The organism is Promicromonospora citrea (assembly GCF_013004695.1).
In the GTDB taxonomy this organism is placed as follows: domain Bacteria; phylum Actinomycetota; class Actinomycetes; order Actinomycetales; family Cellulomonadaceae; genus Promicromonospora; species Promicromonospora citrea.
Map to the genome: position 1 here is coordinate 1 of NZ_JABEMG010000036.1, position 21847 is coordinate 21847.

Sequence of the window (21847 nt, forward strand, 5' to 3'; positions counted from 1 at the left end):
GGCCGTGCCGTCCTCCGTGCCGCCCGCCGCGAGCGTGGCGTCGGCCCCGGCCACCGCGGGGGCGTCGGCGCTCGCCTCCCCCGGCGTGGCGGACGGCTCAGGGCTCTCGTCGGGCGGCGGGGCGGACGGCGCTCCCGCCGTCACCACGAGCACCGGCGCCGGCCGCTCGAGGTCGTCGTGCCCCGCGCCGTCCTCCGCGACCTCCGTCCAGGCGGCCTCGCCCTCGAGGCAGCGCTGCACGACGGGTAGGACGAGCGTCGCGCCCTCCTCGTCGGGCAGCCGGAGCGACAGCTCGACCTCGGCGTGCTCGCCGTCGGGCAGCGGCTCGTCGGTGGTCCAGGTCAGCGCGTCCGCGGTCTGTTCGACGGCCCAGCGGTCCGTGTCCGCCGCGGTCACCTCGCGCACGCCGTCGGGCAGGCGCAGGGACAGCGCGCGGGTGGCCGACCCCGCGCAGCCGTGCGGCACCTCGACCGTGAGTACGGCGACGGCGCCCGCGGCGGTGGTCGACGGCGTGACGGTCACGTGGGCCGACGCCGGCCCGGCCCCGACGGCCACGAGGGCGGCGGCGGCCAGCCCGGACAGGGCCGCACGTCGGACGACGGTGGTGCTCCTCATCGAACTCTCCGTCTCTGCGGTCTCCGACGGGCCGGAGACGGCCCGCTCACCCAATCAGCGGGCCGAACCGCTGTCAAGAATGTGAACTAGTGGGGTCCGAACCGTTTACTCCGCCCCGGCCCCCGCGTACGGTGGTTCACGTCACCGAACCAAGGTCGGCTCCGTGAACACGGACTGCGTCCGACCCGACCCCCCACCGGAGGGAAGACATGCCCAACATCACCGTCGAGCTGCTCCGCGGCCGCACGATCGAGCAGCGCCGCGAGTTCGCCAAGGCCGTGGCCGACAGCGCCGTCGAGATCCTGGGCGCCCGGCGCCAGGACGTCCGCATGGTCTTCACCGAGATCACCCCCGACATCGTCGCCAACGGCGGCGTGCTGGCCAGCGAGGACGAGAGCCGCGCCGGCGTGGTCGCGGCGCTCGCCGACGACTGAGCCGCCCCTTCCGCACCGGCGCGGGACGGGCCCGTGGGCCCGGAGGACTCGTCCTCCGGGCCCACGGCCGTTCCTCCCTACTTCACCCGGAGCGTCACCCGGGTCTCCGCGGCCACCACGAGGTCGCTGCCGAGGTAGGACACCGTCACGGTGACGTCCTTGCCCTTCACCTGCGGCACCTCGAACCGGACGCGCCCGTCCTCGACGGTGCCGAGCACGGTCGGGCCGTCCTTCACCACGAGCCGCACCTGTCCCGTCACCGGGACGTCGTACGGCGCGGTGAGCGAGACGTCGACGACCGTCTTCTTGTCCTTCCCCTTGCCGCTGTTCGCGGCGGAGATCTCCATCGTGGCGACCACCTTCTCGACCACGACCCGCACCGTCGACGACGACGCCGCGTGGTCGCCGTCCCCGCCGTAGCGGAGCGTGAGGTCGTGCGCGCCCGGCGGCAGCGACCGGGCCGGCAGGACGATCGTGCCCCGCCCGTCCGCGATCGTCGCGGTGCCGAGCACCTCGGTGCCGTCCCGCAGCTCGACCTCGCCGGTGGCCGTGTCGGGCGACACGGCCAGCGAGACCGACCCCGCCGTCCCGTACACGACGGGCAGCGCGACACCAGCCACGGCCGTCGCCGTCGGCGACTTCACCGTGATCGTCACCGTGGCCACGGCGGAGCGGTCCTGCCCGTCGTCGGCGCGGTAGGTGAACACGTCCTTGCCGTTGAACCCGGCGTCGGGCGTGTAGGTGAACGAGCCGTCCGCCTCGAGGGTGACCGTGCCGTTGGCCGGCTGGGTCACCGCCGTCGCGGTGAGGACGTTGCCGTCCTCGTCGGTGTCGTTGGCCAGGACGCCGGGGGCCGGGAGCGCGAGCGGCTGACCGCCCACGGCCTGGTAGGCGTCGTTGCGCGCCACCGGCGCCGTGTTGACCGGCGGCTGCTCGGCCTCCTCGACGGTGATCGTCACCGTCGTGGGGGCCGACGTCGCGGTGCCGTCGGACGCGCGGTAGGTGAACGTGTCCGTCCCGGAGAAGCCGGCGTCGGGCGTGTAGGTGAACGACCCGTCCGCCGCGAGGGTGACCGCACCGTTGGCCGGCTGGGCGAGCCCCGTGGCCGTCAGGTCGTCGCCGTCCGCGTCGGTGTCGTTCGCCAGGAGGCCCGGCGCCTCGACCGACAGCGGCTCGTCCTCGACCGTTCCGTAGGCGTCGGCCGCGCCGACCGGCGCCGCGTTCACCGGCGGGCCCTCGGACAGCTCGGCGACCTGCTCGGGCGTGAGCTCGTAGCCGAACATCCGGAACTCGTCGACGAGGCCGTCCCACCGGGCGTCCGGCCAGCTCGTCCCGCCGATCATGTTCGCCGTCGTGGACCCGTCCACGCCGACGTCACCGATGCTCACCGTGAAGTCGTCGCGCGTGGCCTGCAGCTCGCCGTCGAAGTAGATCTTGCCGACGGACCCGCTCTGGGTGAAGACCACGTGCGTCCACTCGTTCAGCGGCAGGTCGTTGCCCTGGCCGAGCACGAGACGTTCCTGGGCGCTGCCGGGCGTGCCCGGCGCCTTGAACGTCGCTGCGAAGCCGGTGGCCCCGCTGACCTGTGTGTTCGACTGCAGCAGGAAGAACGTGTCCGTGCTGCTGCCGATCTGCAGGAGCGGCACCCAGGTCGGCAGCGCGTCCGGCCGGGCCCAGAGCGAGACGCTGAACTGGTCGTCCATGCCCGCCTGGATGTCGTCGGGCAGCTCGACCTGGTTGCCGGAGCCCGAGGGGCCGCCGGGCAGGTTCACCGCCGCGCCGAACCGGCCGTCCTGCGTCCAGCCCGTCGCGCCGGAGAGCGTCGCCGCCCCGACCGAGCCGTCCAGGCCGGTGTTGGCCGCCGTGCTGCCCTCGCCCTCGTCGAAGGCGTAGTGGATGGGCGTGCCCTCGCCGGGCGGCGGCCGCTCGACCGTGTGCTCCACGGTGTGCGCGGAGTCGCGCCAGCCGTCGGCGGCCAGGAACCGCACCTCCACGTCGTGGTCGCCCGGCGAGAGCGCGACGCCGGTGAAGGTCACCGCGCCGTCGGTCACGTCGGCCTGGCCACCCACGCGGGCGCCGTCGACCCACAGCTCCGCCACGCCGGCGGGCGCACCGCCGGACACCGCCTCGACCGCGGCGGAGACCGTCACCGGCTCGCCGAACGGCGACGGCGAGCCGGGCTCGACCGTGACCGTCGTGGTCGTGGCGACGGCGGTGCCGTCGGCGTACAGGGCCGCGACGTCGGCGTCGCCGAGCGCGGTGCTGTAGACACGCACGTCGTCCATGAGCCCGTCGTACGCCGGGTCGGGGAAGCCGTTGCGCCCCAGCCAGTTGTTCGACGTCGGCCCCACGTCCGTCATGTCGATCGTGAGGTCGTCGCGCGACGCGACCGGCTCTCCGTCGAGGTAGAGCGTGCCCGTGGAGCCCTGGCGCGTGAACGCGACGTGGTTCCACTCGCCCGCCTCGACGTCCCGGGTCGGCGTGGCGTAGACCCGCTCCTGGAGGGCCGACCCCTTCGCCTTGAAGGTCGCCGCGAGGCCGGTGCCGCCGGGCGCGGCGTCGGTCTGCATCTGGAGCTGGAAGAAGCTGCCGGCGTCCCCGAGCCCGTCCCCGAGGTGGAACAGGCCGGTCCAGCCGGTCTTCGTGTCCGGCCGCACCCAGAACGAGGTCGTGAAGGCGTCCTCGCCCCGCAGCAGGTCGTCCGGTAGGTCGACGGCGTTGTCCGTGGCGCCGCCGGCCAGGTCGAGAGCGCCGCCGTGGACGCCGTCCTCGCTCCAGCCCGTCGCGCCTGTGAGCGTCGCCGCCCCGACGCCCGCGTCGGTGCCGCTGTTGCCCGCCCGGCTGCCCGTGCCCTCGTCGAAGGCGTAGTGCACCGGCACGTCGGAGGCGCCGGGGTCGGTCCCGGTGATCACGACGTCGTCGATCATGACGCCCGCGGCCGAGTCGCCGCCGGTGAGCGTCAGGTCGTGCGAGCGCGACTGCGCCGTGAACGTGCCGACGTACGTGCCGAACCTGGTGGTCGACGACAGGTCGGTCGGCGCGCTGAGCGTGGTCGACAGGTCGGCGACCGACAGGTCGGCCGTGCCGGGCGCCGTGCCCGACGACCGGCTGTCGCGTGCGTACCGCAGCGAGACGCGGTACTCGCGTCCCGGGTCGAGGCCCTTGACGGTGCGGGTCAGGCTGCCGTCGTCGCCCACCGCGAGGTGGTAGCCGGTCAGGCCGAGACCGCCCTGGCTCGACGCCGCGGCGCGGACGAGCTGGACCTCGCTGTCGACCTCCCACGGCGACATGCGGCCGTTGCCCGGCTCGACGTCCACCACGGCCGGCGGGTTGGCGGAGCGCCACTCGGCCGGGATCCGCGGGTACTCGAGCTGGTCGACGAGGTGCGGCGTGCGCACGTCCATCTCGACGGTCGGGTCGATCTGCACGATGTCGGCGACGGACGGCGTGCCGTCCTCGTCGAACACGAACAGCATGTAGGCCCCCGGCGGCGCCCAGGTGCCGTCGACCGGCGTCTCGATCGTCAGCGTGCCGCCGTCCTGCGCGAACGCCAGGTCCTGGAAGTTCTGGTCGTTGTTGAACCCGTGCGTCACCGAGCCGTTGCGGACCAGCGTGACCCGCGAGACGTCGACGTCGGCCTGCACGTCGAAGGTGCCGTCGTAACCGACCTTCTTCGGCACGCCCGTGACCTCCGGGCGCTCGGCGAGCTCCTCGCCGTCGAACAGGTAGGCCGGCGAGTAGAACTCGACGTCCGTGTAGTTGCGCGGGCCCGGCGTGCCGCCGCCGCCGACCATGACGCGGCCGTCGGGCAGGAGCAGCGCGGTCGAGTGGTAGAGGCGGGCGTGCTCGTAGGGCACGTCGACCTGCGTCCACTCCCCCGTCTCCGGGTCCCAGATCTCGGCCGTGGTGACGTAGCCACCGTTGCCGTTGTTGTCGCGCGAGCCGCCGGTGACGATCACGTCGCCGTCGGGCAGCACCGTGGACGTCGCCCAGTGGCGCGCGTGCCGCATCGGCTCGGTCGCCTCGACCACCGGCGCGTCGGTGCCGCCGGTGATGTCGACGGTGAAGCCGGCGCGAGCGCCGTCGGGCCCGCCGCCGTTGGCCCACCAGCCACCGCCGACCTGCAGGATCTTGCCGGGGCGGTACATGGTCGCCGTCGACGTGGCGCCCACGGGGTTGCCGAGCGCACCCTGGTTCGCGACGTCGGAGGGCAGCGTGCCGCGCAGGGTGATCTCGCCGTCGCCCGAGGGGTCGAGCTCGAACATCTGCGTGCCGGTGATGGTGAAGACGTTGCCGTTGCCCGGCGCCACGAAGGCCCGCGGGTACCACCAGCGGTTCTCGTCCGGCCCGTTGCCGCCCCCGCCGTCGCCGTACGCGGCCGCGCTGGTGGCGCCCTCCAGGAGCTTCCAGGAGCTGCCCTCGTCCGGCGTGTAGAGCTCGGGCGTCAGCACGCCCGGGCCGCCCGGGCCACCCTTGAGGCTGCCGCCCTGCACGACGACGGAGCCGTCCGGCAGGGTGGTGCCGGTCGGGTACCAGCGCGGGTAGTTCATCGGCGCCTCGGTGCGCAGGCCCTGGTTGGTGGTCCAGCTCGTGACGCCGATGGCGCCGTCGTTCGGCGCGTTGCCGCCCAGGCCGTCGTCACCGCCCACGGTCATCGTGGCGCGCCGGTGCGGCATCTGGACCTGCATGGAGCAGAACAGGTCGGTGTAGGTCGTGTTCGCCACGAGCCCCGACGTGACGTTGGCGGGCGTGCGCTCCTCGGCCGGGTCCCAGATGTCGATCTCCATCTGGCCGCCCTGGACCACGCACGAGTTGCCGAAGAAGTCGTACGGCGTGCCGTCGGTGCAGCCCGACGAGACGCTGCCGAAGGACTGGACCTTGCCGTCCGAGGTCAGCGCCGCGTTGATCGGCACCAGCGGCCACGGCGTCACGCCGCTCCACGCGCCCTGCTCCGCCTTGCTCGGCGGGGAGCAGTCGGCGGGCAGCAGCCCGGCCGCGTACGCGAGGCCGTTCTTCATCTGCGTGCGGATGGGCGCCTCGGCGTAGGCCGTCCCCTCGTGGCCCATGCCGGAGTACCACGACCGGCCCTCGTCGATCTCCTGGCACCAGGTGATCGGGTGGCTCGTGCCGTTGTGGCCCATGCCGTAGGAGGTCTCGTCCGCCTCGAGCAGCGTGCGGACGTTCGGGGCCGGGTTGACCAGCCAGTCGTACCACTCGTCGCTGCGCGTGAAGTCGTCCGGGAGCCCCTGGGTCAGCGGGTGCGAGGTGTCCTTGACCACGACCCGGCCCGGCCGTACGGCCGGGTCCTCGGGGTGGCCCTCGGACATCGCGCCGACGAGCCGGGCGTAGAAGGGGTTCACGTCATGCTCGCTCTGGCCCACGGACCAGCCGGCGTAGTGCATGCCCATGTAGCCGCCGCCGCCGCGGATGTAGCTCTCCAGGGCCGCGCGCTGGTTCACGTCGAACAGCACGCCACCGGTCTGCGCGAAGACGACGGCGTCCTTCGTCGCGAGGTTCTCGGTCGTGAACGCCGCGGCGTTCTCGGTCTCCTCGATCTCCACCGGCTGGTCGTACTCGGTGCCGAGCTGGTCCGCGAGGTCGCGCACGGCCTGCCGGGCCTGCACGTGGGACGCGTGGAAGTTGGGCTTGTAGAACAGCAGGACGCGCAGGACTCCGTCGTCCACGGAGCCGACGGCGGCCGCTGCGCTCTCGGCGGGTGCCGCCTGGGCGACGCCGGCGAGCGGCGAGCCGAGGAGCACGGCTGCCAGGAGGGCGGCGAGCCCGGCCCGGCGGCGTCCGGGTACACGGCGTCCGGGTAGATGGTGGCGCCGGTCAGGTCTGCGTAACAGGTTCATCGTTGATCCCTTGTCACAGGTGGGGGCACGGGGGGGTGGTGCTGGTGGTGCTCGGGTGGTGCGCCGGGCGCGCGGGCACGGCCCGGCCGGCCGATCCCCCGCCCCGAGGTCGGCCGACCGGACCTGCGCGCCCGGTGTCTTGCCTGTCGTCCTGCCTGTCGTCTCCTGTCAGAGCGGCGCCGGCGGCGCCGCCGGGCTCATCGCAGCTCTGCGATGACCGTCTTGAGCTCCGTGTAGTCGTCGAGGCCGAACGAGCCGAGCTCGCGGCCCCAGCCGGACTGCTTGTAGCCGCCGCGCGGGAGCGTGACGTCGTCGGCGTGCCAGGTGTTCAGCCAGACCGTGCCGGCGCGCAGCCTGCTGCCGACCCGGTGGGCCGTGCTCAGGTCGCGCGACCAGACGCCGGCGGCCAGGCCGTAGACCGTGTTGTTGGCGGCCGCGACGACCTCGTCCTCGCTGTCGAAGGGCACGGCCGTGATGACCGGGCCGAAGATCTCGTCGGTCTGCACGGCCATGTCCTCGGTGACGTCGGTGATGAGCGTCGGCGAGAAGAACCAGCCGCGGTCGGCCGCCGGGTCGGGGCTGCCCGCCGCGAGCGTCGCGCCGTCCGCCACCGCGCCGCGCACGTAGCCCATGACCTTCTCGTGCTGCTCCTGCGAGACGAGCGGGCCCATGGTCGTGGCCGGGTCGAACGCGTCGCCCACCCGGATCGCCTTGGCCGCGGCGGCCACGCCCTCGACCACCTCGTCGAACACCGCGCGCTGGACGTACAGGCGCGAGCCGTTGACGCAGCACTGGCCCTCGTTGAAGTACCCGGCCAGGGCGGCTCCGGCGATCGCGGCGTCGAGGTCGGCGTCCGCGAAGATGATGTTGGGCGCCTTGCCGCCGAGCTCGAGCGAGACCTTCTTGAGGTTGCGCGAGGCGCCGGCCGCGATCTTCTTGCCGACCTCGGTGCTGCCGGTGAACGCGACCTTGTCGACGCCGTCGTGGTCGACGAGCGCGGCGCCCGCGTCCCCGAAGCCCGGCAGCACGTTGACGACGCCGGCGGGCAGGCCCGCCTCGAGCAGGAGCTCGCCGAGCCGCAGCGCCGTCAGCGGCGTCTGCTCCGCGGGCTTGAGCACGACCGTGTTGCCCGCCGTGATCGACGGGATGATCTTGAACGCGGCCATGGTGAGCGGGAAGTTCCACGGCACGATGCCCGCGACGACGCCGATCGGCTCGCGCCGCGTGTAGGCGTGGAAGTCCTTGCCGGGCACCGACATCGGGATCGTCGTGCCCTCCATCTTCGTGGCCCAGCCGGCGAAGTAGCGGAACAGCTCGGCGGCGACGCCGACGTCGCCGCGCGCGGACGCGAGGCTCTTGCCGTTGTCCAGCGACTCGAGCTGCGCGAACTCCTCGGTGCGCTCCTCGATCATGTCGCCGACGCGCCACAGCAGGTGCGAGCGGTCCCGCGGGCTCATCCGCGACCACGGGGAGCCGGCCTCGAACGCGTTCCGGGCGGCGGTGACCGCGCGGTCGGCGTCGACCGCGGACGCCTGGGCGACCTCGGTCAGCACCTCCTCGGTCGCGGGGTTGACCGTCGCGAACGTCCGGCCGTCCTTCGCGTCCACCCGCTCGCCGTCGATCAGGAGCTGCTGAGGCGAGGAGAGGAACGCGGAGACGGCGGGCAGGAGCTGGGGCTTCTCGGGCAGGTTCTCGGACATGGGGGCCTTCCGTGTGAGGTCGGTCGGGAGTGGGGCCGGTGGGCTGGACGGGTGGACGGGTGGACGACTACTTGATGACGAGCAGCTTCGACCGGTCGAGGGTGAGTGCGACGGCCGCGACGATGATCGCGCCGTAGAGGATCTGCTCGTAGGCCGAGGGCACGCCGACGATCGGCAGTCCCACGCGCAGCAGCGTGACGACGAGCGCGCCGGCGAGGCTGCGCCACACCGAGCCGTGGCCGCCCGTGATGGCGGTGCCGCCCACGACGATGGCCGCGACGGCCGGGAGGAGCAGGTTGTCGGCCATGGTCGGGCTCCCGCTGAAGTTCCGGGAGACCAGCATGACGGCCGCCAGCCCCGCGCACGCGCCCGAGAGGGTGAACGCGCCGACCTTGACCAGGTCGACGGGCGAGCCGGCGAGACGGGCCGCCGACTCGGAGTACCCGATGGCGCGCACCCAGCTCCCGAGCGGTGTGAGGCCCAGGACGAGCGAGACCACCCCGACGACGAGCAGCGCGACGACGAACGCCATCGGCAGCACGCCCGCGAGGTACAGCGTCAGCCAGTGCGTCGCGTCCCGGTCGGACAGCGGGATCGGCCCGGCGTCGGAGACCACGAGGGCGATCGCCGCGTAGATGCTCATGCCGCCGAGCGTCACGATGAAGGACGGGATGCGCAGCAGCACGTGGGCGACGCCCTGCAGCAGCCCGATCAGGGCCGTCGCCGCGACGACGGCGGCGAGCGTCACCGCGCCGAGGTCGGGCAGCCAGAGCGCGAACAGCACGGTGGCGAGCGAGCACAGCGCCGCGATCGACAGGTCGATGCCGCCGCACAGCACGACGACCGTCGCGCCCGCCGCGAGCACGACGAGCGGCGCGGCCGTGCGGACGGCGGCCGTGAGGCTGCTCAGCGTGAAGAACCCCGGGTCCACGACGGTGAGCGCGGCGAGCAGCACGACGAGCGCGATGAGCGGCATGAACGACGTCAGCCGGCGGCCCACGGTGGGCCGGGCGACGACCGGCGTGTCGGGAGCCGGCTGGGCGAGGACGGGCGTTGACACGTCAGACCATCTCCTTGACGAGGTCGAGCGGCGTCGGCTTGGCGCCGGCGGGTGCCGCGATCTGGGCCGTCGCGCGACCGTCGCTCATCACGACGATCCGGTCGGACATGCCGATGGCCTCCTCGAGGCTGTCGGCCAGGAGCACCGTGGCCACGCCGGTGGCGGCGAGCTCACGCATGAGCCGGTACACCTCCGAGCGCGCCCCGATGTCGAGGCCGCGCGTCGGATGGTCCAGCAGGAGGAGCCGCACGTCGCCGGCGACGAGCCAGCGCGCGAGGACGACCTTCTGCTGGTTGCCGCCCGACAGCCGCTGGATCGCCGTGCCCCGGTGGGGCGTGCGGATCCTGAGCCGCTCGATCCACGTGTCCACGAGCGTCGCCTGCTTGCCGGGCCGCACGATCGGCCCGGTGCAGCGGGCCGCCTGCTTCGTGAGGGTCATGTTGTCGGCCACCGACATCGGACCGACCATGCCCTCGGTCTTGCGCTCGGCCGGCACGTACCCGATGCCCGCGGCGCACGCGGCGCGCGTGCCGGACAGGTCGAGGCGCGCTCCGTCGAGCACGACCTCGCCCGCCGTCGTCGGCTCCGCGCCGAACAGCGCGCGGCACAGGTCCTCGCGGCCCGAGCCGTGCACGCCGACGATGCCGACGATCTCGCCCGCGTGCACGTCGAGGTCGACGTCGCGGAACGACGGGCCGCACAGCCCGCGCACCTCGAGCCGCGGCCTGCGGGGCTCGTCCGACCGCACGGCGACGCCCTCGTGGTAGTGGTCGTCCGAGCCGGTCGAGCCGATCATCATGCGGTGCAGGTCGGCGGGCTCCGCGTCGGCCGACACCTCGCCGACCGACCGGCCGCCGCGCAGCACGGCCACGCGGTCGCAGACGTCGAGCACCTCGTCGAGGCGGTGCGAGACGAAGACGACCGACGCGAACTCGCGCAGCCGCCGCACCTGCGTGAACAGGGTCTCGATCTCCTGCGACTCGAGCACGGACGTCGGCTCGTCGAGGATGATCACCGGCGGGTGCGACGTGCGCTCCTCGATGCGCAGCACCTTGGCGATCTCGACCATCTGGCGGTCGGCGAAGCTCAGGCTGTCGGTCCGCGCGAGCGGGTCGATGTGCGAGCCGATCTTGTCGAGCTGCTCCTGGGCGAGCCGGCGCATGGTGCTCCACCGGTAGATCCCGGTGCGCACGCCGGGCCCCTCGCTGCCGAGCACGATGTTCTCGGCAGCGGTGAGGTTGGGCACGAGCGACTGCTCCTGGAACACCATGCCGATGCCGTGGTTCGCGGCGTCGACGACGCTGCGCAGCCGCACGCGCTCGCCGCGCACCCAGATCTCGCCCGCGTCCGGCCGGACGAGACCGACCAGCGCCTTGAGCAGCGTGGACTTGCCCGCACCGTTCTCGCCGGCGAGGCCGAGCACCTCGTTCTGCCGCACGACGAGGTCGACCCCGTCGAGGGCCTTCACGCCCGGGTAGTGCTTGACCAGGCCCCGCACCTCGAGCGCGGGCGGGGCGGCCGGTGCGGGCGGCACCGGCTCGGTCTGCAGGTTGGTGGTCACTTCGTCACCTGGTTCCTACGACGCTGGGGGATGACGGCGGCCGCGACGGCCGCGACGACGATGAGGCCCTGGACGCCGCCCTGCCAGTACGGGCTGACGCCGACCTGGACGAGCCCGTTGGTCAGGACGGTGACGAGCAGGACGCCGACGGTGGAGTGCAGGATGCCGCCGCGCCCGCCCGTGAGCAGGGTGCCGCCGACGACGGCGGCCGTGATGGCCGCGAAGTCGTAGCCCTTGCCCGCCTGGACCAGGCCCGCGCCGAGCTGGCTGGTGACCATGACGCCCGCGAGCCCGTAGAACGCGCCCGCCAGGGTGAACACGGCCACCTTGTACGGGGCGACCCGCACGCCGGACAGCGCGAGCACCTCCTCGGCGCCGCCGATCGCGAACGCGTACCGGCCCAGCCGCGTGTACCGCTGCACGGCCCAGGCCACGAGCACGCAGGCCAGCGCGATCCACGTGAGGTGGGCGAGGCCGGCGAACCGCTCGACGGCCCAGCCCTCGAGCAGCGGGTCGGTGACGTTGGGCTGCACGCCCGCGAACAGGAGGGTCGCCACACCGAGGCCGACGGCGGAGACGCCGAGCGTCGCCATGAACGACGGCACCTTGAGCAGCACGAGCGCGAGCCCGCTGAGGCACCCGAGCGCGGCCGCCAGGCCCACGGCGACGACGATGCCGACGAGCCCCAGGTCGTTGTCGTTGCGGTTGTTGGCGACCAGGAGCGCCACGGTGATCGCGGACGCCCCCATGATCCCGGGGGCGGACAGGTCGATGGACCCCGTCATGAGCACGAAGCTGATGCCGCAGGCCACCACGGCGAGCACCGCGGCGGCGTCGAGCACGTTCTGCACGTTGGAGACCGTCCGGAAGCCGGGGCTGAGCGCGGCGAAGACGCCGAACAGGACGACGAGCGCGATCGGCGGGCCCGCGTCCCGCAGGGACACCCCCCGCCGGGGCCGGGGGCGTCGGGCAGGGGGCACGACCTCGGTGTCGGCCTCGGCGGGGGATGTCATGGTCACGAGATCGCGCCCTGCGACCGGCTGAAGAGGTTGTCGCAGGCGAAGTCCTCGGCGCTCGTCTCCGGGGAGACGAAGTCGGCGACGTTGTCCTGCCTGATGAGGAACTGCTCCGCGAACCAGGCACGGTCCTCGTCGGCGATGTCCTCGGCGGCGAGCTCGCCCGTGGCGACGCAGTAGCCGATGGCCAGGCCGATGCCGCCCTGCCACGGGCCGTCGCTGGAGACGGTGGCCGTCATGGTGCCGTCCTCGATCGCGGTGAGCGCGTCGGGGACCGCGTCGATGCCGACCACGGCGACGTCGTCGCGCCCTGCCTGCTGCAGCGCCTCGAGCGCGCCGAGCGCCATGTCGTCGTTGGCCGCCCAGATGCCCTTGATGTCGTCGCCGTGCTTGGTGAGCAGGGTCTTGGTGACCTCGAGGGCCTCGGCGCGGGAGAAGTTCGCCGTCTGGTCGTCGAGCAGCTCGACGTCGGGGTTGGCCGCGAGCGACTCCTCGAGCCCGGCGAACCGGTCCTTGGCCGCGCCGGTGTCGAGGATGCCCTGGAGGGCGACGATGCCGCCGGACCCACCGATGGCCTCGGCCAGCGCGTCACCGATCTGCTTGCCGGACGCCACGCCGTCGTAGGTGATGTGGGAGAGCCAGTGGTCGTACTCGGTGACGTCGAGGTCGGCCGGCTTGTTCCACTGGGTGACGAGGTAGGCGCCCGCCGCCTGCGCGCCCTCCACGATGGGCGGCGTGTCGGAGTCGCCGTTGGGCAGCACGTTGAGCACGAGGCACTCCGTGTCGCCGGCCAGGAGCTGGCTGATCTGCTCCTGCTGGCGCGTGGAGTCGCCGTCGTAGGTGAGGCGCTCCTGGGTGAGGCCGACCTGCTCGGCGAAGGCGTCGCCGCCGTCGAGCCACGAGGCCTCGTAGGGGTTGGACTCGTTGCGGACCTGGCCCACGAGCTGCACGTCGGCCGGGTCGCAGGCGGCAGCGGCCTCGCCGCCGCCCGCGGCGCCGCCGCCGGCGGCCGTCTCGGTGCAGCCGGTGAGCACGGCGGCCGCCAGGGCCACGCCGAGGGCGGCGGCCGTGGGTCGAGAGGTGAACTTCATCGTTGATCCTCGATCTCTGTTCGGTGCCGGTGACCGGCTCTGGGGGTGAGGCAGGGTTCAGCGGGCCATCCAGCCTCCGTCGACGGCCAGGACGTGGCCGTTGACGTAGTCGGCGGCGGAGGAGCTGAGGAAGACGGCAGCTCCGGCGATGTCCTCGGGCGTACCCCAGCGGCCTGCCGGGATGCGCTCGAGGATCGAGCGTGAGCGGTCCGCGTCCTCGCGGAGCGCAGCGGTGTTGTCGGTGACCATGTAGCCGGGCGCGATGGCGTTGACCTGCACGCCGTGCGGGCCCCACTCGTTGGCCAGCGCCTTGGTCAGCCCGGCCACGGCGTGCTTGGAGGCGGCGTAGGACGCCACGCGCAGGCCGCCCTGGAAGGAGAGCAGGCTCGCGATGCTGACGACCTTGCCGTGGCCGCGCTCGACCATGGGCCGGCCGAGCTGCCGGGTGAGGAAGAAGAGGCCGTCGAGGTTGACGTCGAGCACGCGCCGCCAGGCGTCCCTGCCGACGTCGACCGCGTCCTCGCGGTCGATGACGCCCGCGTTGTTGACCAGCACGTCGACCTGACGGCCGGCGACCAGGTCGGCGCCGACCTGCTCGACGGCGTCCAGGTCGCCGACGTCGAGGTCGACGACGTCGACCTTCGCACCCGCCTCCGCGACGAGGTCGCGCGTCACGTCCTGCCGACCGGGACGGCCGAGCAGGACGACGTCGGCACCGGCGCGCGCCAGGCCGACGGCGACCGCCTGGCCGAGCCCGCGGCCCGCGCCCGTCACGGCGGCGCAGCGGCCGTGCAGGTCGAAGGGTGAGGGCGGCGCGATGGTCACAGGTCCTCCAGGGCGACGGGGCTGAGGTCCGTGTAGACGTTGTTCTCCCCGGCCATCGCCCAGATGAAGGCGTACGAGCCGGTGCCTGCGCCCGCGTGGATCGACCACGGCGGCGAGATGACGGCCTCGCGGTTGCGCACCACGAGGTGCCGCGTGGCGCCGGGCTCGCCCATGAGGTGGAACACCCGCGCGTCCTCGTCGAGGTCGACGTAGCAGTAGATCTCGGTGCGCCGGTCGTGCAGGTGGGGCGGCACGGTGTTCCAGACGGACCCGGGGGCGATGACGGTGACGCCGAGCTGGAGCACCGAGGACTTCACGTCCTGCCCCCACACGTACCGGTAGAGGCTGCGTTCGTTGGCCGTCTCGGCGGAGCCCAGCGCGACGGGCTCGACCTCGGCGTTGCGCAGCAGGCGCGTGGGGTAGGTCGCGTGCGCGGGCGCGGAGACGAAGTAGAAGGCGGCGTCGGCGCCGCCGAAGGAGACCTCGCTCCCCCGCCCGACGAAGAGGCCGTCGAGGTGGTCCAGCTCGAACTTCTCGTCGCCCACGACGACGTGCCCCGTGCCGCCGACGTTGATGACGCCCAGCTCGCGACCCTCGAGGTGGGAGCCGGTGCCCAGCACCTCGGACCAGGCCGGCAGCTCCAGCTCGTCCGCACCGGGCACCGCCCCGCCGACGACGAGGCGGTCGTCGTGCGTGTACGTGCCGTGCACCTCGCCGGGCACGAAGAGGTCGGGGACGAGGAAGCTCTCCCGGAGGTCCGCGGTGGTGGCCGTCTCCGCGGAGGACGGAGATGTCGAGTATCGAACCTGGATCACGAAGTCGCCCCTCAAGTTGTGAACTGTGTTCGGCTATGTGAACTGCCCCGACCCTAGACGTGACCTGGCTCACGGGTCAAGGGGCGGAAACCTGTCCATGTATGCGAACTCGCGGTAGTGTCAGAATCACCCGGGAGCGCCGACCGGGTCCCGGAGCAGCACCGAAGGAGAGTCATGCAGCGTCACACGGAGCCTCGCGGTCAGTCGTCGAGCGAGGCCGGGCCGGTCAAGTCAGCGGCCCGCGCCCTCGACCTGCTGGACGACATCGCGGCCAACGGCCCCGGCACGCAGCTCCAGCTCTCGACGCGGCTCGGCATCCCCAAGAGCAGCCTGCACGCGCTGCTGCGCACCATGACCGACCGGGGGTGGCTCGAGACCGACCCGACCGGCAGCGTCTACCAGCTCGGCATCCACTCGCTCGTGGTCAGCTCGGCCTACCTGGACGGCGACCCCGTGCTGGCCCGCGCGACGGCGGTGCTCGACGAGGTCGCCGCCGCCACCGAGGAGACCGTGCACCTGGGCCGCCTCGACGGCGCCGACGTCATCTACACCGCCAAGCGGGAGTCGGTGCACCCGCTGCGCATGCACTCCGCCGTCGGGCGCCGGCTGCCCGCGTACGCGACGTCGCTGGGCCGCGCGATCCTCGCGGAGCTGCCGCCCGAGTCGCGCGCCGACCTGGTGCCGGAGCAGATCGCGGCGATCACCCCGCACACGACCACCGACAAGGACAAGGTGCTCGAGATCATCGACCAGGCGGCCTACCAGGGCTACGCCACGGAGAGCGAGGAGTCGTGCCTCGGCGTGCGGTGCTTCGGCGTCGCGCTGCCGTTCCGGCGGGACGCCGTCGACGCCATGAGCGTCGCCGTGCCGATCAGCCGGCTGGGCGACGGGCGTCAGGACTTCATCATCGAGACGCTGCTCAGCGTGCGGTCCCGCCTCACGGCCCTCCAGGGCCACTCGCTGGTCCGCTGAGAGCGAGCCAGGTCGTTCTCGGTCGCGACGCTCGCCGCCGTGCCGGGACGTCGGCAGAGTCAGGCCGCCGGGCGGTGGAGCTGGTGGGCCGGGGCGACCGACGCGAGCGCCGCGTCGAGGACCTCCGGCGTCAGCCCGGCCTGGGCGACCTGCGCAGTGACGGTGCCGAGCACCTGGTCGGACACTGCCCAGAGCGGCAGGCCCGCACGGTGGGCCACGTCCAGCAGGAGCTGCTCCGCCGTGGCGTCGTCGATCCCGCGCATCACGGCGACGAGGCTCTTGACCCGTTCGACGGCGACGTCTCCGACGATCAGCGCGTGCGACTCGTCGGTGTCCAGATGGGCGGGCGACGGGTAGGTGAGCGACATGGGGACCCCCGGATCAAGGATCTGGAGCCGCTTCATGACCCCGAGCCATAGAGGTTAGAGCACATTCACCCAAAAAGGCAATACCGGGCAGTCTTGGCATCCCCGCCGGGTGATCTTCGCGGGCAGGACCGGTTCGGGATGCGAGTGAGTGCAAACAGGACGAACGTTGAAATATCGGCGGCGCGCACAGCACCGCCTTCACCAAGGAGGTAACCGATGCCGTCCTGGCTCATCCTCATCATCATCGGCGTGGTTCTCGTCATCCTGGGAGTCGCGACCGAGATCGGCCAGTTCCTCATCTGGATCGGCGTGGCCGTGCTGGTGATCAGCCTCGTGCTCGGACTCGCCCGACGTACCCGGACGTGACGTGACACCTCCCACGCAGGGCCCGGCCGGTGAGCTCACCGGCCGGGCCCTGCTGTCTGCGCGGCGGGCCGCCCCGGTCTGATGGGCGCCCTCCTGGGGCTGGCCTCGGCCGGCCTGACCCTGCTGCGCGAACGGCCCGAGCCCGCGCAGCGCCTCGGCCTGGTGCTGGGGCTGACCGCGTGCGCGCTGCTCGTGGTGCCGTGAGCACGGCACGGCGCGCCTAGAGTGCCGGCGAGCGCCGCTCGTACCCGCCGACCAGCCGGACGACGACCGGCTCGCCCGCCGTGCGCACCTCGGCCACGTCCGCCCAGTCCACGAGGAACGTGCCACGGTGCCTGCGCCGCACGAGCTGCGGGATCGGCCAGGGCGAGCGCACGTCCGTCCGCTCGTACCCGAGGAACGAGCCACCGCTCCGCGGGCTGACCAGCAGCCCCACCAGCCGCGCCGCGCCGACCTCGTCCCGCGCGGCGGTGTGCTCGCTCAGCGGCTCGTCCGGGTTCTCCCGGTCCTCCTCGCCGCCCTCGCCGCCGCTCCCGCCGTCGCCGTCCTCCGGCTCGGTCACGGCGAGCGCGAAGCGCACGTCTACGACCACGCCCACGCGGGTGCCGTCCGGCTCCTCCACGCGCGCGTCGAGCAGGTCCCCCACGTTCATCCGTCCGCCTCCGCGTCGTGCCTGCCGCCGGGGAGCCGGCCCACGACGTGGTCGCGGAGCCAGAGCTCGACCCAGTCCGCGTCCAGCTCGTCGGACCGCACGGACAGCTCGATGGCCGTGCCGACGTGCGCGACGTCCGACCACGCGATGCGCGGCAGCCGCGAGGCCGGGACGGCGCCGCCGAACAGCCGCGTGAACAGCGTCGGGCCGACGAGGATCGCGCCGACCTGGGCCGCCTCGCCCGGCCGCGCCTCCTGGCCGTCGGGTCCGGTGAGCTCCAGGTCGTCGACGGCGCGCACGGGTTCGCCGTCCGCGTCCAGGACCTGCCGGCTGAGCAGGTGCAGCCGGGCGTCGACGAGGCGTTCGCGCGTCACGAGCCCGCCCCCGTCGCGATCATGAGCGGGATCGCCGCGACCGCCGCCACGAGGACGATGACGAGGTACACCGTGCCCAGCGCGTTGACGACCCGGCCGTTCACGTACCGGCCCATGTACTGCGGGTCGTTGGCGACCACGAGGATCGGCACGTAGGTCAGCGGCAGCGCGACGGCGGAGAAGACGACGGACATCTCCGTCACCATGACCGGGTCGACGCTCGTCATGAGGATGCCGACGCCGAGCAGCACGGCCACGATCATCGTGAGGTGGAACCGCGCGGCGTGGGCCGGCCGCCGGAACGTGCCCCAGGACCAGCCGAGGTACTGCGCGAGGGAGTACCCGCTGGACAGCGCGGTCTCGAGCGCGGCGCCGAACGTCGCCGCGACGATGCCGACGATCACGACGGCGAGCAGCAGCGGGCCGCCCGCCTGCGCCACGGGGAGCACGATCTGGGACAGCGCCGACACCTCGATCCCCGCGGGCAGCAGCACGACGGCGGCGCACGCCGCGATCGACAGCGACAGCAGGCCGCCGAGCGGGAACCCGATGAGCACGTTGACCCGGTTGGTGGCGAGGTCCTTGGCCGTCCAGCGCTCCTCGACGGCGCCGGACGAGAAGAAGAACACCTCGTACGGCGTCATCGCGGCCCCGAACAGCGCCACGGCGTAGTACCAGTACGTCGCCACGTGCTCGGTGCCGGGCGGGGACGGCGGCACGGCCTGACGCATCAGCTCGCCCCAGTCGGGACCGAGCAGGAAGGGCGCGACGGCGAACCCGACGAGCAGCAGCCCCATGAGGCCCGCGACGTTCTCCATGACCTCGAACTTCACGCGCCACAGCACGAGCCACACCGCGAGGCCGGCGACGGGGATCCAGAGCCGCGGCTCGACGCTGCTGGCCAGGTGCAGCGCGAGCGCGATGCCGCCGATCTCCGCCGTCAGCGTGAGCAGGTTGATCGCGAAGGACGCGACCAGGTTGGCGCCGGCGGCCCGGGGGCCGAGTCGCTCGCGCACGATCTCGAAGGTCGCGCGCCCGCTCACCGCGGCGACGCGCCCCGCCATGCTCGCGAACAGGCAGATGCCGACGACGCCGACGACGACCACCCACGCGAGCGACAGGCCGAACCGTGAGCCGACGACGGCGTTCGTGACGAGGTCGCCGATGTCGACGAACCCGCCGATCGCCGTGAGGATGCCGAGCGCTGCCCCCATCACCTTCTTCACGGGCCACCTGCCTCGGCGAGGGCCTGCTCGACGGCGTCGGTCGCGGTCGCCAGGTCCTCGAGCAGCGCGTCGGCGTCGCCCGGCACGCTCCGGGCACCGTCGAGGTCGCCGCCCGAGCGGGCGGCGACCCACTCCCTGGCCTGCACGACGACGTCGGTCATGTCGCCGACGGCGGTCAGCCCCGCCGCTGGTCGGACGACGTCGCGTCGGGCGGCACGAGGGTGGTCAGCGCCCGGTCGGCCTCGTCGAGGGCGTCGAGCTGGTCGAGCAGCGCGGTGTCGGCGACGGGCCCGGTGACCCGGCCGCGGGCGAGCAGGTCGACGGTCAGCCGCGTCGTCTCCGCGGCGGACCGCGCCTCGACGAGGGCGTCCGCCACGGACGCGGAGGCCTGTCCCGGCTGCTGCCTGCTCGCCACGGTGCACGCGGAGGTCGCGGTGAGCGTGGCCGTCAGCACGGCAGCGACGACGACGGACCGCGCACCCCCCGGCCGCCCAGCCCCGCCCCACGACGTCGCCACCATGACCCTGATGCTCCCCGCACCGGCGCGCGCTCGCACGTCAGAGCGTCGCCGGACCGCTCAGCGGGGCGCGAGCGGCTCGGTGGCGGGGCCGTCGAGCACCGCGCCGTCGGCCGCGAACCGCGAGCCGTGCGCGGGGCAGTCCCACGACTGCTCCTGCTCGTTCCAGCGCACCACCGCACCGAGGTGCGGGCACACCCGCGAGACCCGGCGGGCACCGGCCCGCTGCCCGGTCGGGCGGGTCGTCGCGCACGCCCAGCCCGCCGTCTGCTCCGCGACGGTGCTCGCCTGGCTCGTCGTCGGGCGCGGCGGGCGCGCCCACGGCTCGAGCGTCGCGGCCCACGTGGGCGCCTCACCGAGCAGGCGGCCCGCGAGGGCGAGGCCGGCCGCCGCGCCCGTGGTGAGCCCCCACTTGGCGTAACCGGTGGCCACGAGCACCCGCTCGTCGCCCGGGTACGCCGGCCCGACGAACGGGAGGCCGGTGTCGGTGGACCAGTCCTGCACCGCCCACGCGTGCCGCGCCGCGCCGACCGGCAGGTGCTCCCGCGTCCACCGCTCGAGGGCCGCGACCCGCTCGGCCGGATCCTTCTCCCGGCCGGTGGTGAACCCCTCGCCGCCCACCATGAGCAGGTTCCCCGCGGTGCGCAGCGAGCGGGTCGGCGAGCCCGCCGTGAGCGACATCGTCGAGCCGAACCCCGGCGGCAGGTCCTCGGGCCGCGCCACGTCCCACGTCGTGACCAGGCTGCGCCCCGGGTGCATGCGCAGGAAGAGGCCGCCGACCCGGCCCGGCGGCACGTGGGTCGCCAGCACGACACGGTCGGCGAGCACCGTGCCGCGCGTGGTGCGCAGCGCGACGCCCGAGGCGAGCCGGCGCACCTGCCGTACCCGGACGCCGTCGTGCACGGTGACGCCGCGCGACCGGAGGCGGGCCCGCAGCGCGGCCAGGGCACGGTGCGGGTCGACCTGGCCCTGGCCGGGCAGGCGGACGGCGCCGTGGTGCGGCGCCGGGTACGGCGGCCGGTCCTCCCAGTGGACGGCGAGCCCCGCGCGCAGGCCGGCGGCGAGCACGTCGTCGAGCACGCCCGTGTCCCCCGGGTCCGTCGCGACGGCGAGGTCGTCGCGGTCCTCCACCGGCACGCCGACGTCCGCGAGCGCGGAGCGCAGCCAGCCGAACCCGGCCTGCCCCGCCGCCACGTAGTCGCGCAGCGCCTCGTCACCGCGGCGTGACAGCTCGGCGAGCCGGGTGCCCTGCAGCAGCGAGAGCTTGCCGGTGGACCGGGCGGTGGTGCTCGCTCCCGGGTCCGTCGCGGCGTCGAGCACGACCACGTCGGCGCCGTCGTCGGCCAGCAGGTGAGCCGTGACCACCCCGGTCAGGCCCGCGCCCACCACGACGACGTCGGCGCGCAGCGGGGCCGGTTCCGGTGCTGCGGGGGTCTCGCTCACGGTGCCTCCTGCTGCCTCGGGACGGCGTCCGGTGCCGGACGGTCCCAGGCTGGCACGGTGGTCGGCGACTCGCAGCGCCCGCGTCGACGCAGGTCCCGGCGCCGCGTTGGCGGTCACGAGAAGGTCGGGTTACGGTGCATGAGGAGTCAAGAAGTGGCGCCGGACCCGTACTCACGGAGGCCCCGATGACGACACCGACGACTCTCAACGCCACGGAGACCACCTCCCGCAGCCTGCCCGACCGCGCGAGCGACCTGATCCGGAACCTGACCGCGGGGACATCCGTCCTGTCGGGCCAGTACCGCATCGAGCTCGAGAGCGGGACCTGGTGGTGGTCCGACGAGGTGTACCGGATGTACGGCTACCAGCCCGACGAGGTGCGGCCCGGCATCTCGGTGCTCAAGGCCCGCCGGCACCCCGACGACCAGGACCGCGTCGTGCACGAGGCACTGCGCTCGCTGCGCGCCGCCCGGCCCTTCACCTGCGCGCAGCGCATCATCGACGCGCACGGCCGCAGCCGCACCCTGCTCGTGACGGGGCAGGGCGTCCGGACCGAGCACGGGCCCGAGATCGTGGGCCAGGTGGCCGACGTGACCCCGCTCCAGCGCGAGGCCGTCGCTCGCGAGGCCCGCCGGGCGGTCGACGGCGCGATGGCGTCGGCGGCCGTGATCGAGCAGGCGCGCGGCGTGCTCATGGCGGTGCACGGCCTCACCGAGGAGGACGCGCTGACCAGGCTCACCGAACGGGCCGCCGCCACCGGCGCGGACCTGCGCGCCGTGGCGACCCAGCTCGTGGGCGGGCTGTCGGGCTCCGGCGGGCTGGGCGCCCCGGCGGCCCGGCACGTGGACACGGTGCTCGCCGAGGTGACCCCCGCCAAGCGCTCGCGCGTGCACGACCCCCTGCTCACGCGCCGCGCTGCCTGACCCGGGCGGCCCGACCACCCGGCCCGACGGGCCC

The 21847-nt window shown here is 73.6% G+C and carries 21 protein-coding genes; 5 read left to right on the plus strand and 16 right to left on the minus strand.

All coding sequences use genetic code 11. The features are described 5' to 3' along the window. Positions 1–615: YcnI family protein (locus HLB15_RS09340; RefSeq protein WP_171105023.1), on the minus strand; the 615-nt coding region annotated here is incomplete at its 3' end. Between the two features lie 209 nt (positions 616–824). Between HLB15_RS09340 and HLB15_RS09345 the strand changes: the two genes are divergently transcribed. After that, positions 825–1049, plus strand: coding sequence for a tautomerase family protein (locus tag HLB15_RS09345; protein ID WP_171105024.1), 225 nt, complete (start codon positions 825–827; stop codon positions 1047–1049). A 77-nt stretch (positions 1050–1126) separates the two neighbouring features. Here the strand turns inward: HLB15_RS09345 and HLB15_RS09350 are convergent, their stop codons facing one another. The 8 genes from HLB15_RS09350 to kduI form a co-directional block, all read right to left on the minus strand. Further along, entirely contained in the window at positions 1127–6904 is a 5778-nt protein-coding gene (locus tag HLB15_RS09350) for a LamG-like jellyroll fold domain-containing protein (protein WP_171105025.1), read from the minus strand. A 197-nt stretch (positions 6905–7101) separates the two neighbouring features. Further along, positions 7102–8604, minus strand: coding sequence for an aldehyde dehydrogenase family protein (locus tag HLB15_RS09355; RefSeq protein WP_229785320.1), 1503 nt, complete (start codon positions 8602–8604; stop codon positions 7102–7104). 67 nt (positions 8605–8671) lie between these two features. Next, positions 8672–9664 carry an ABC transporter permease gene (locus tag HLB15_RS09360; protein WP_171105026.1) on the minus strand — a complete coding sequence of 331 codons (993 nt, stop codon included), beginning with the start codon at positions 9662–9664 and terminating at the stop codon, positions 8672–8674. A gap of 1 nt (position 9665) precedes the next feature. Continuing rightward, entirely contained in the window at positions 9666–11225 is a 1560-nt protein-coding gene (locus HLB15_RS09365; protein ID WP_171105027.1) for a sugar ABC transporter ATP-binding protein, read from the minus strand. Then, entirely contained in the window at positions 11222–12238 is a 1017-nt protein-coding gene (locus HLB15_RS09370) for an ABC transporter permease (RefSeq protein ID WP_229785355.1), read from the minus strand. Before HLB15_RS09370 ends, HLB15_RS09365 begins: the two co-directional genes overlap by 4 nt. Positions 12239–12240: 2 nt before the next feature. Further along, positions 12241–13332, minus strand: coding sequence for a sugar ABC transporter substrate-binding protein (locus HLB15_RS09375; RefSeq protein WP_171105028.1), 1092 nt, complete (start codon positions 13330–13332; stop codon positions 12241–12243). Between the two features lie 57 nt (positions 13333–13389). Then, positions 13390–14157 (minus strand): 2-dehydro-3-deoxy-D-gluconate 5-dehydrogenase KduD, encoded by a 768-nt coding sequence (gene kduD, locus HLB15_RS09380; RefSeq protein ID WP_308424930.1) that lies wholly within the window; start codon positions 14155–14157, stop codon positions 13390–13392. Further along, entirely contained in the window at positions 14154–14972 is an 819-nt protein-coding gene (gene kduI, locus HLB15_RS09385; RefSeq protein ID WP_171105029.1) for a 5-dehydro-4-deoxy-D-glucuronate isomerase, read from the minus strand. Before kduI ends, kduD begins: the two co-directional genes overlap by 4 nt. Before the next feature lie 174 nt (positions 14973–15146). On the opposite strand from kduI, the gene HLB15_RS09390 reads away from it, so the two are divergent. Continuing rightward, a complete protein-coding gene (locus HLB15_RS09390; RefSeq protein ID WP_171105030.1) occupies positions 15147–15944 on the plus strand; it encodes an IclR family transcriptional regulator in 798 nt (265 codons plus the stop codon). Positions 15945–16003: 59 nt separating this feature from the next. On the opposite strand, the gene HLB15_RS09395 is transcribed toward HLB15_RS09390, so the two are convergent. Further along, positions 16004–16348: a hypothetical protein gene (locus tag HLB15_RS09395; RefSeq protein ID WP_171105031.1), complete on the minus strand. Its 345-nt coding sequence runs from the start codon at positions 16346–16348 to the stop codon at positions 16004–16006. A 180-nt stretch (positions 16349–16528) separates the two neighbouring features. Between HLB15_RS09395 and HLB15_RS09400 the strand changes: the two genes are divergently transcribed. Continuing rightward, the gene (locus tag HLB15_RS09400) at positions 16529–16678 is read left to right on the plus strand and encodes a hypothetical protein (protein ID WP_171105032.1); all 150 of its coding nucleotides are present in this window, start codon (positions 16529–16531) and stop codon (positions 16676–16678) included. An 81-nt stretch (positions 16679–16759) separates the two neighbouring features. Continuing rightward, on the plus strand, positions 16760–16882 hold the full coding sequence (locus HLB15_RS24520; protein WP_268240996.1) for a hypothetical protein: 123 nt from the start codon (positions 16760–16762) through the stop codon (positions 16880–16882). A gap of 16 nt (positions 16883–16898) precedes the next feature. On the opposite strand, the gene HLB15_RS09405 is transcribed toward HLB15_RS24520, so the two are convergent. From HLB15_RS09405 to HLB15_RS09430, 6 genes are read right to left on the minus strand one after another with little or no spacing between them, the layout of a single operon-like run. Next, positions 16899–17330, minus strand: coding sequence for a PRC-barrel domain containing protein (locus HLB15_RS09405; protein WP_171105033.1), 432 nt, complete (start codon positions 17328–17330; stop codon positions 16899–16901). Next, positions 17327–17704, minus strand: a complete 378-nt coding sequence (locus HLB15_RS09410) for a hypothetical protein (RefSeq protein ID WP_171105034.1) — start codon at positions 17702–17704, stop codon at positions 17327–17329. Before HLB15_RS09410 ends, HLB15_RS09405 begins: the two co-directional genes overlap by 4 nt. Beyond that, positions 17701–18918, minus strand: coding sequence for an NRAMP family divalent metal transporter (locus HLB15_RS09415; RefSeq protein ID WP_212759690.1), 1218 nt, complete (start codon positions 18916–18918; stop codon positions 17701–17703). Before HLB15_RS09415 ends, HLB15_RS09410 begins: the two co-directional genes overlap by 4 nt. 8 nt (positions 18919–18926) lie before the next feature. Continuing rightward, positions 18927–19091, minus strand: coding sequence for a hypothetical protein (locus tag HLB15_RS09420; protein ID WP_171105036.1), 165 nt, complete (start codon positions 19089–19091; stop codon positions 18927–18929). 14 nt (positions 19092–19105) lie between these two features. Beyond that, positions 19106–19450 (minus strand): hypothetical protein, encoded by a 345-nt coding sequence (locus tag HLB15_RS09425; protein WP_171105037.1) that lies wholly within the window; start codon positions 19448–19450, stop codon positions 19106–19108. A 57-nt stretch (positions 19451–19507) separates the two neighbouring features. Then, a complete protein-coding gene (locus HLB15_RS09430; RefSeq protein WP_171105038.1) occupies positions 19508–20890 on the minus strand; it encodes an FAD-dependent oxidoreductase in 1383 nt (460 codons plus the stop codon). A 185-nt stretch (positions 20891–21075) separates the two neighbouring features. On the opposite strand from HLB15_RS09430, the gene HLB15_RS09435 reads away from it, so the two are divergent. Continuing rightward, positions 21076–21813: a PAS and ANTAR domain-containing protein gene (locus HLB15_RS09435; protein ID WP_171105039.1), complete on the plus strand. Its 738-nt coding sequence runs from the start codon at positions 21076–21078 to the stop codon at positions 21811–21813. The last annotated feature ends 34 nt before the right edge of the window (positions 21814–21847 follow it).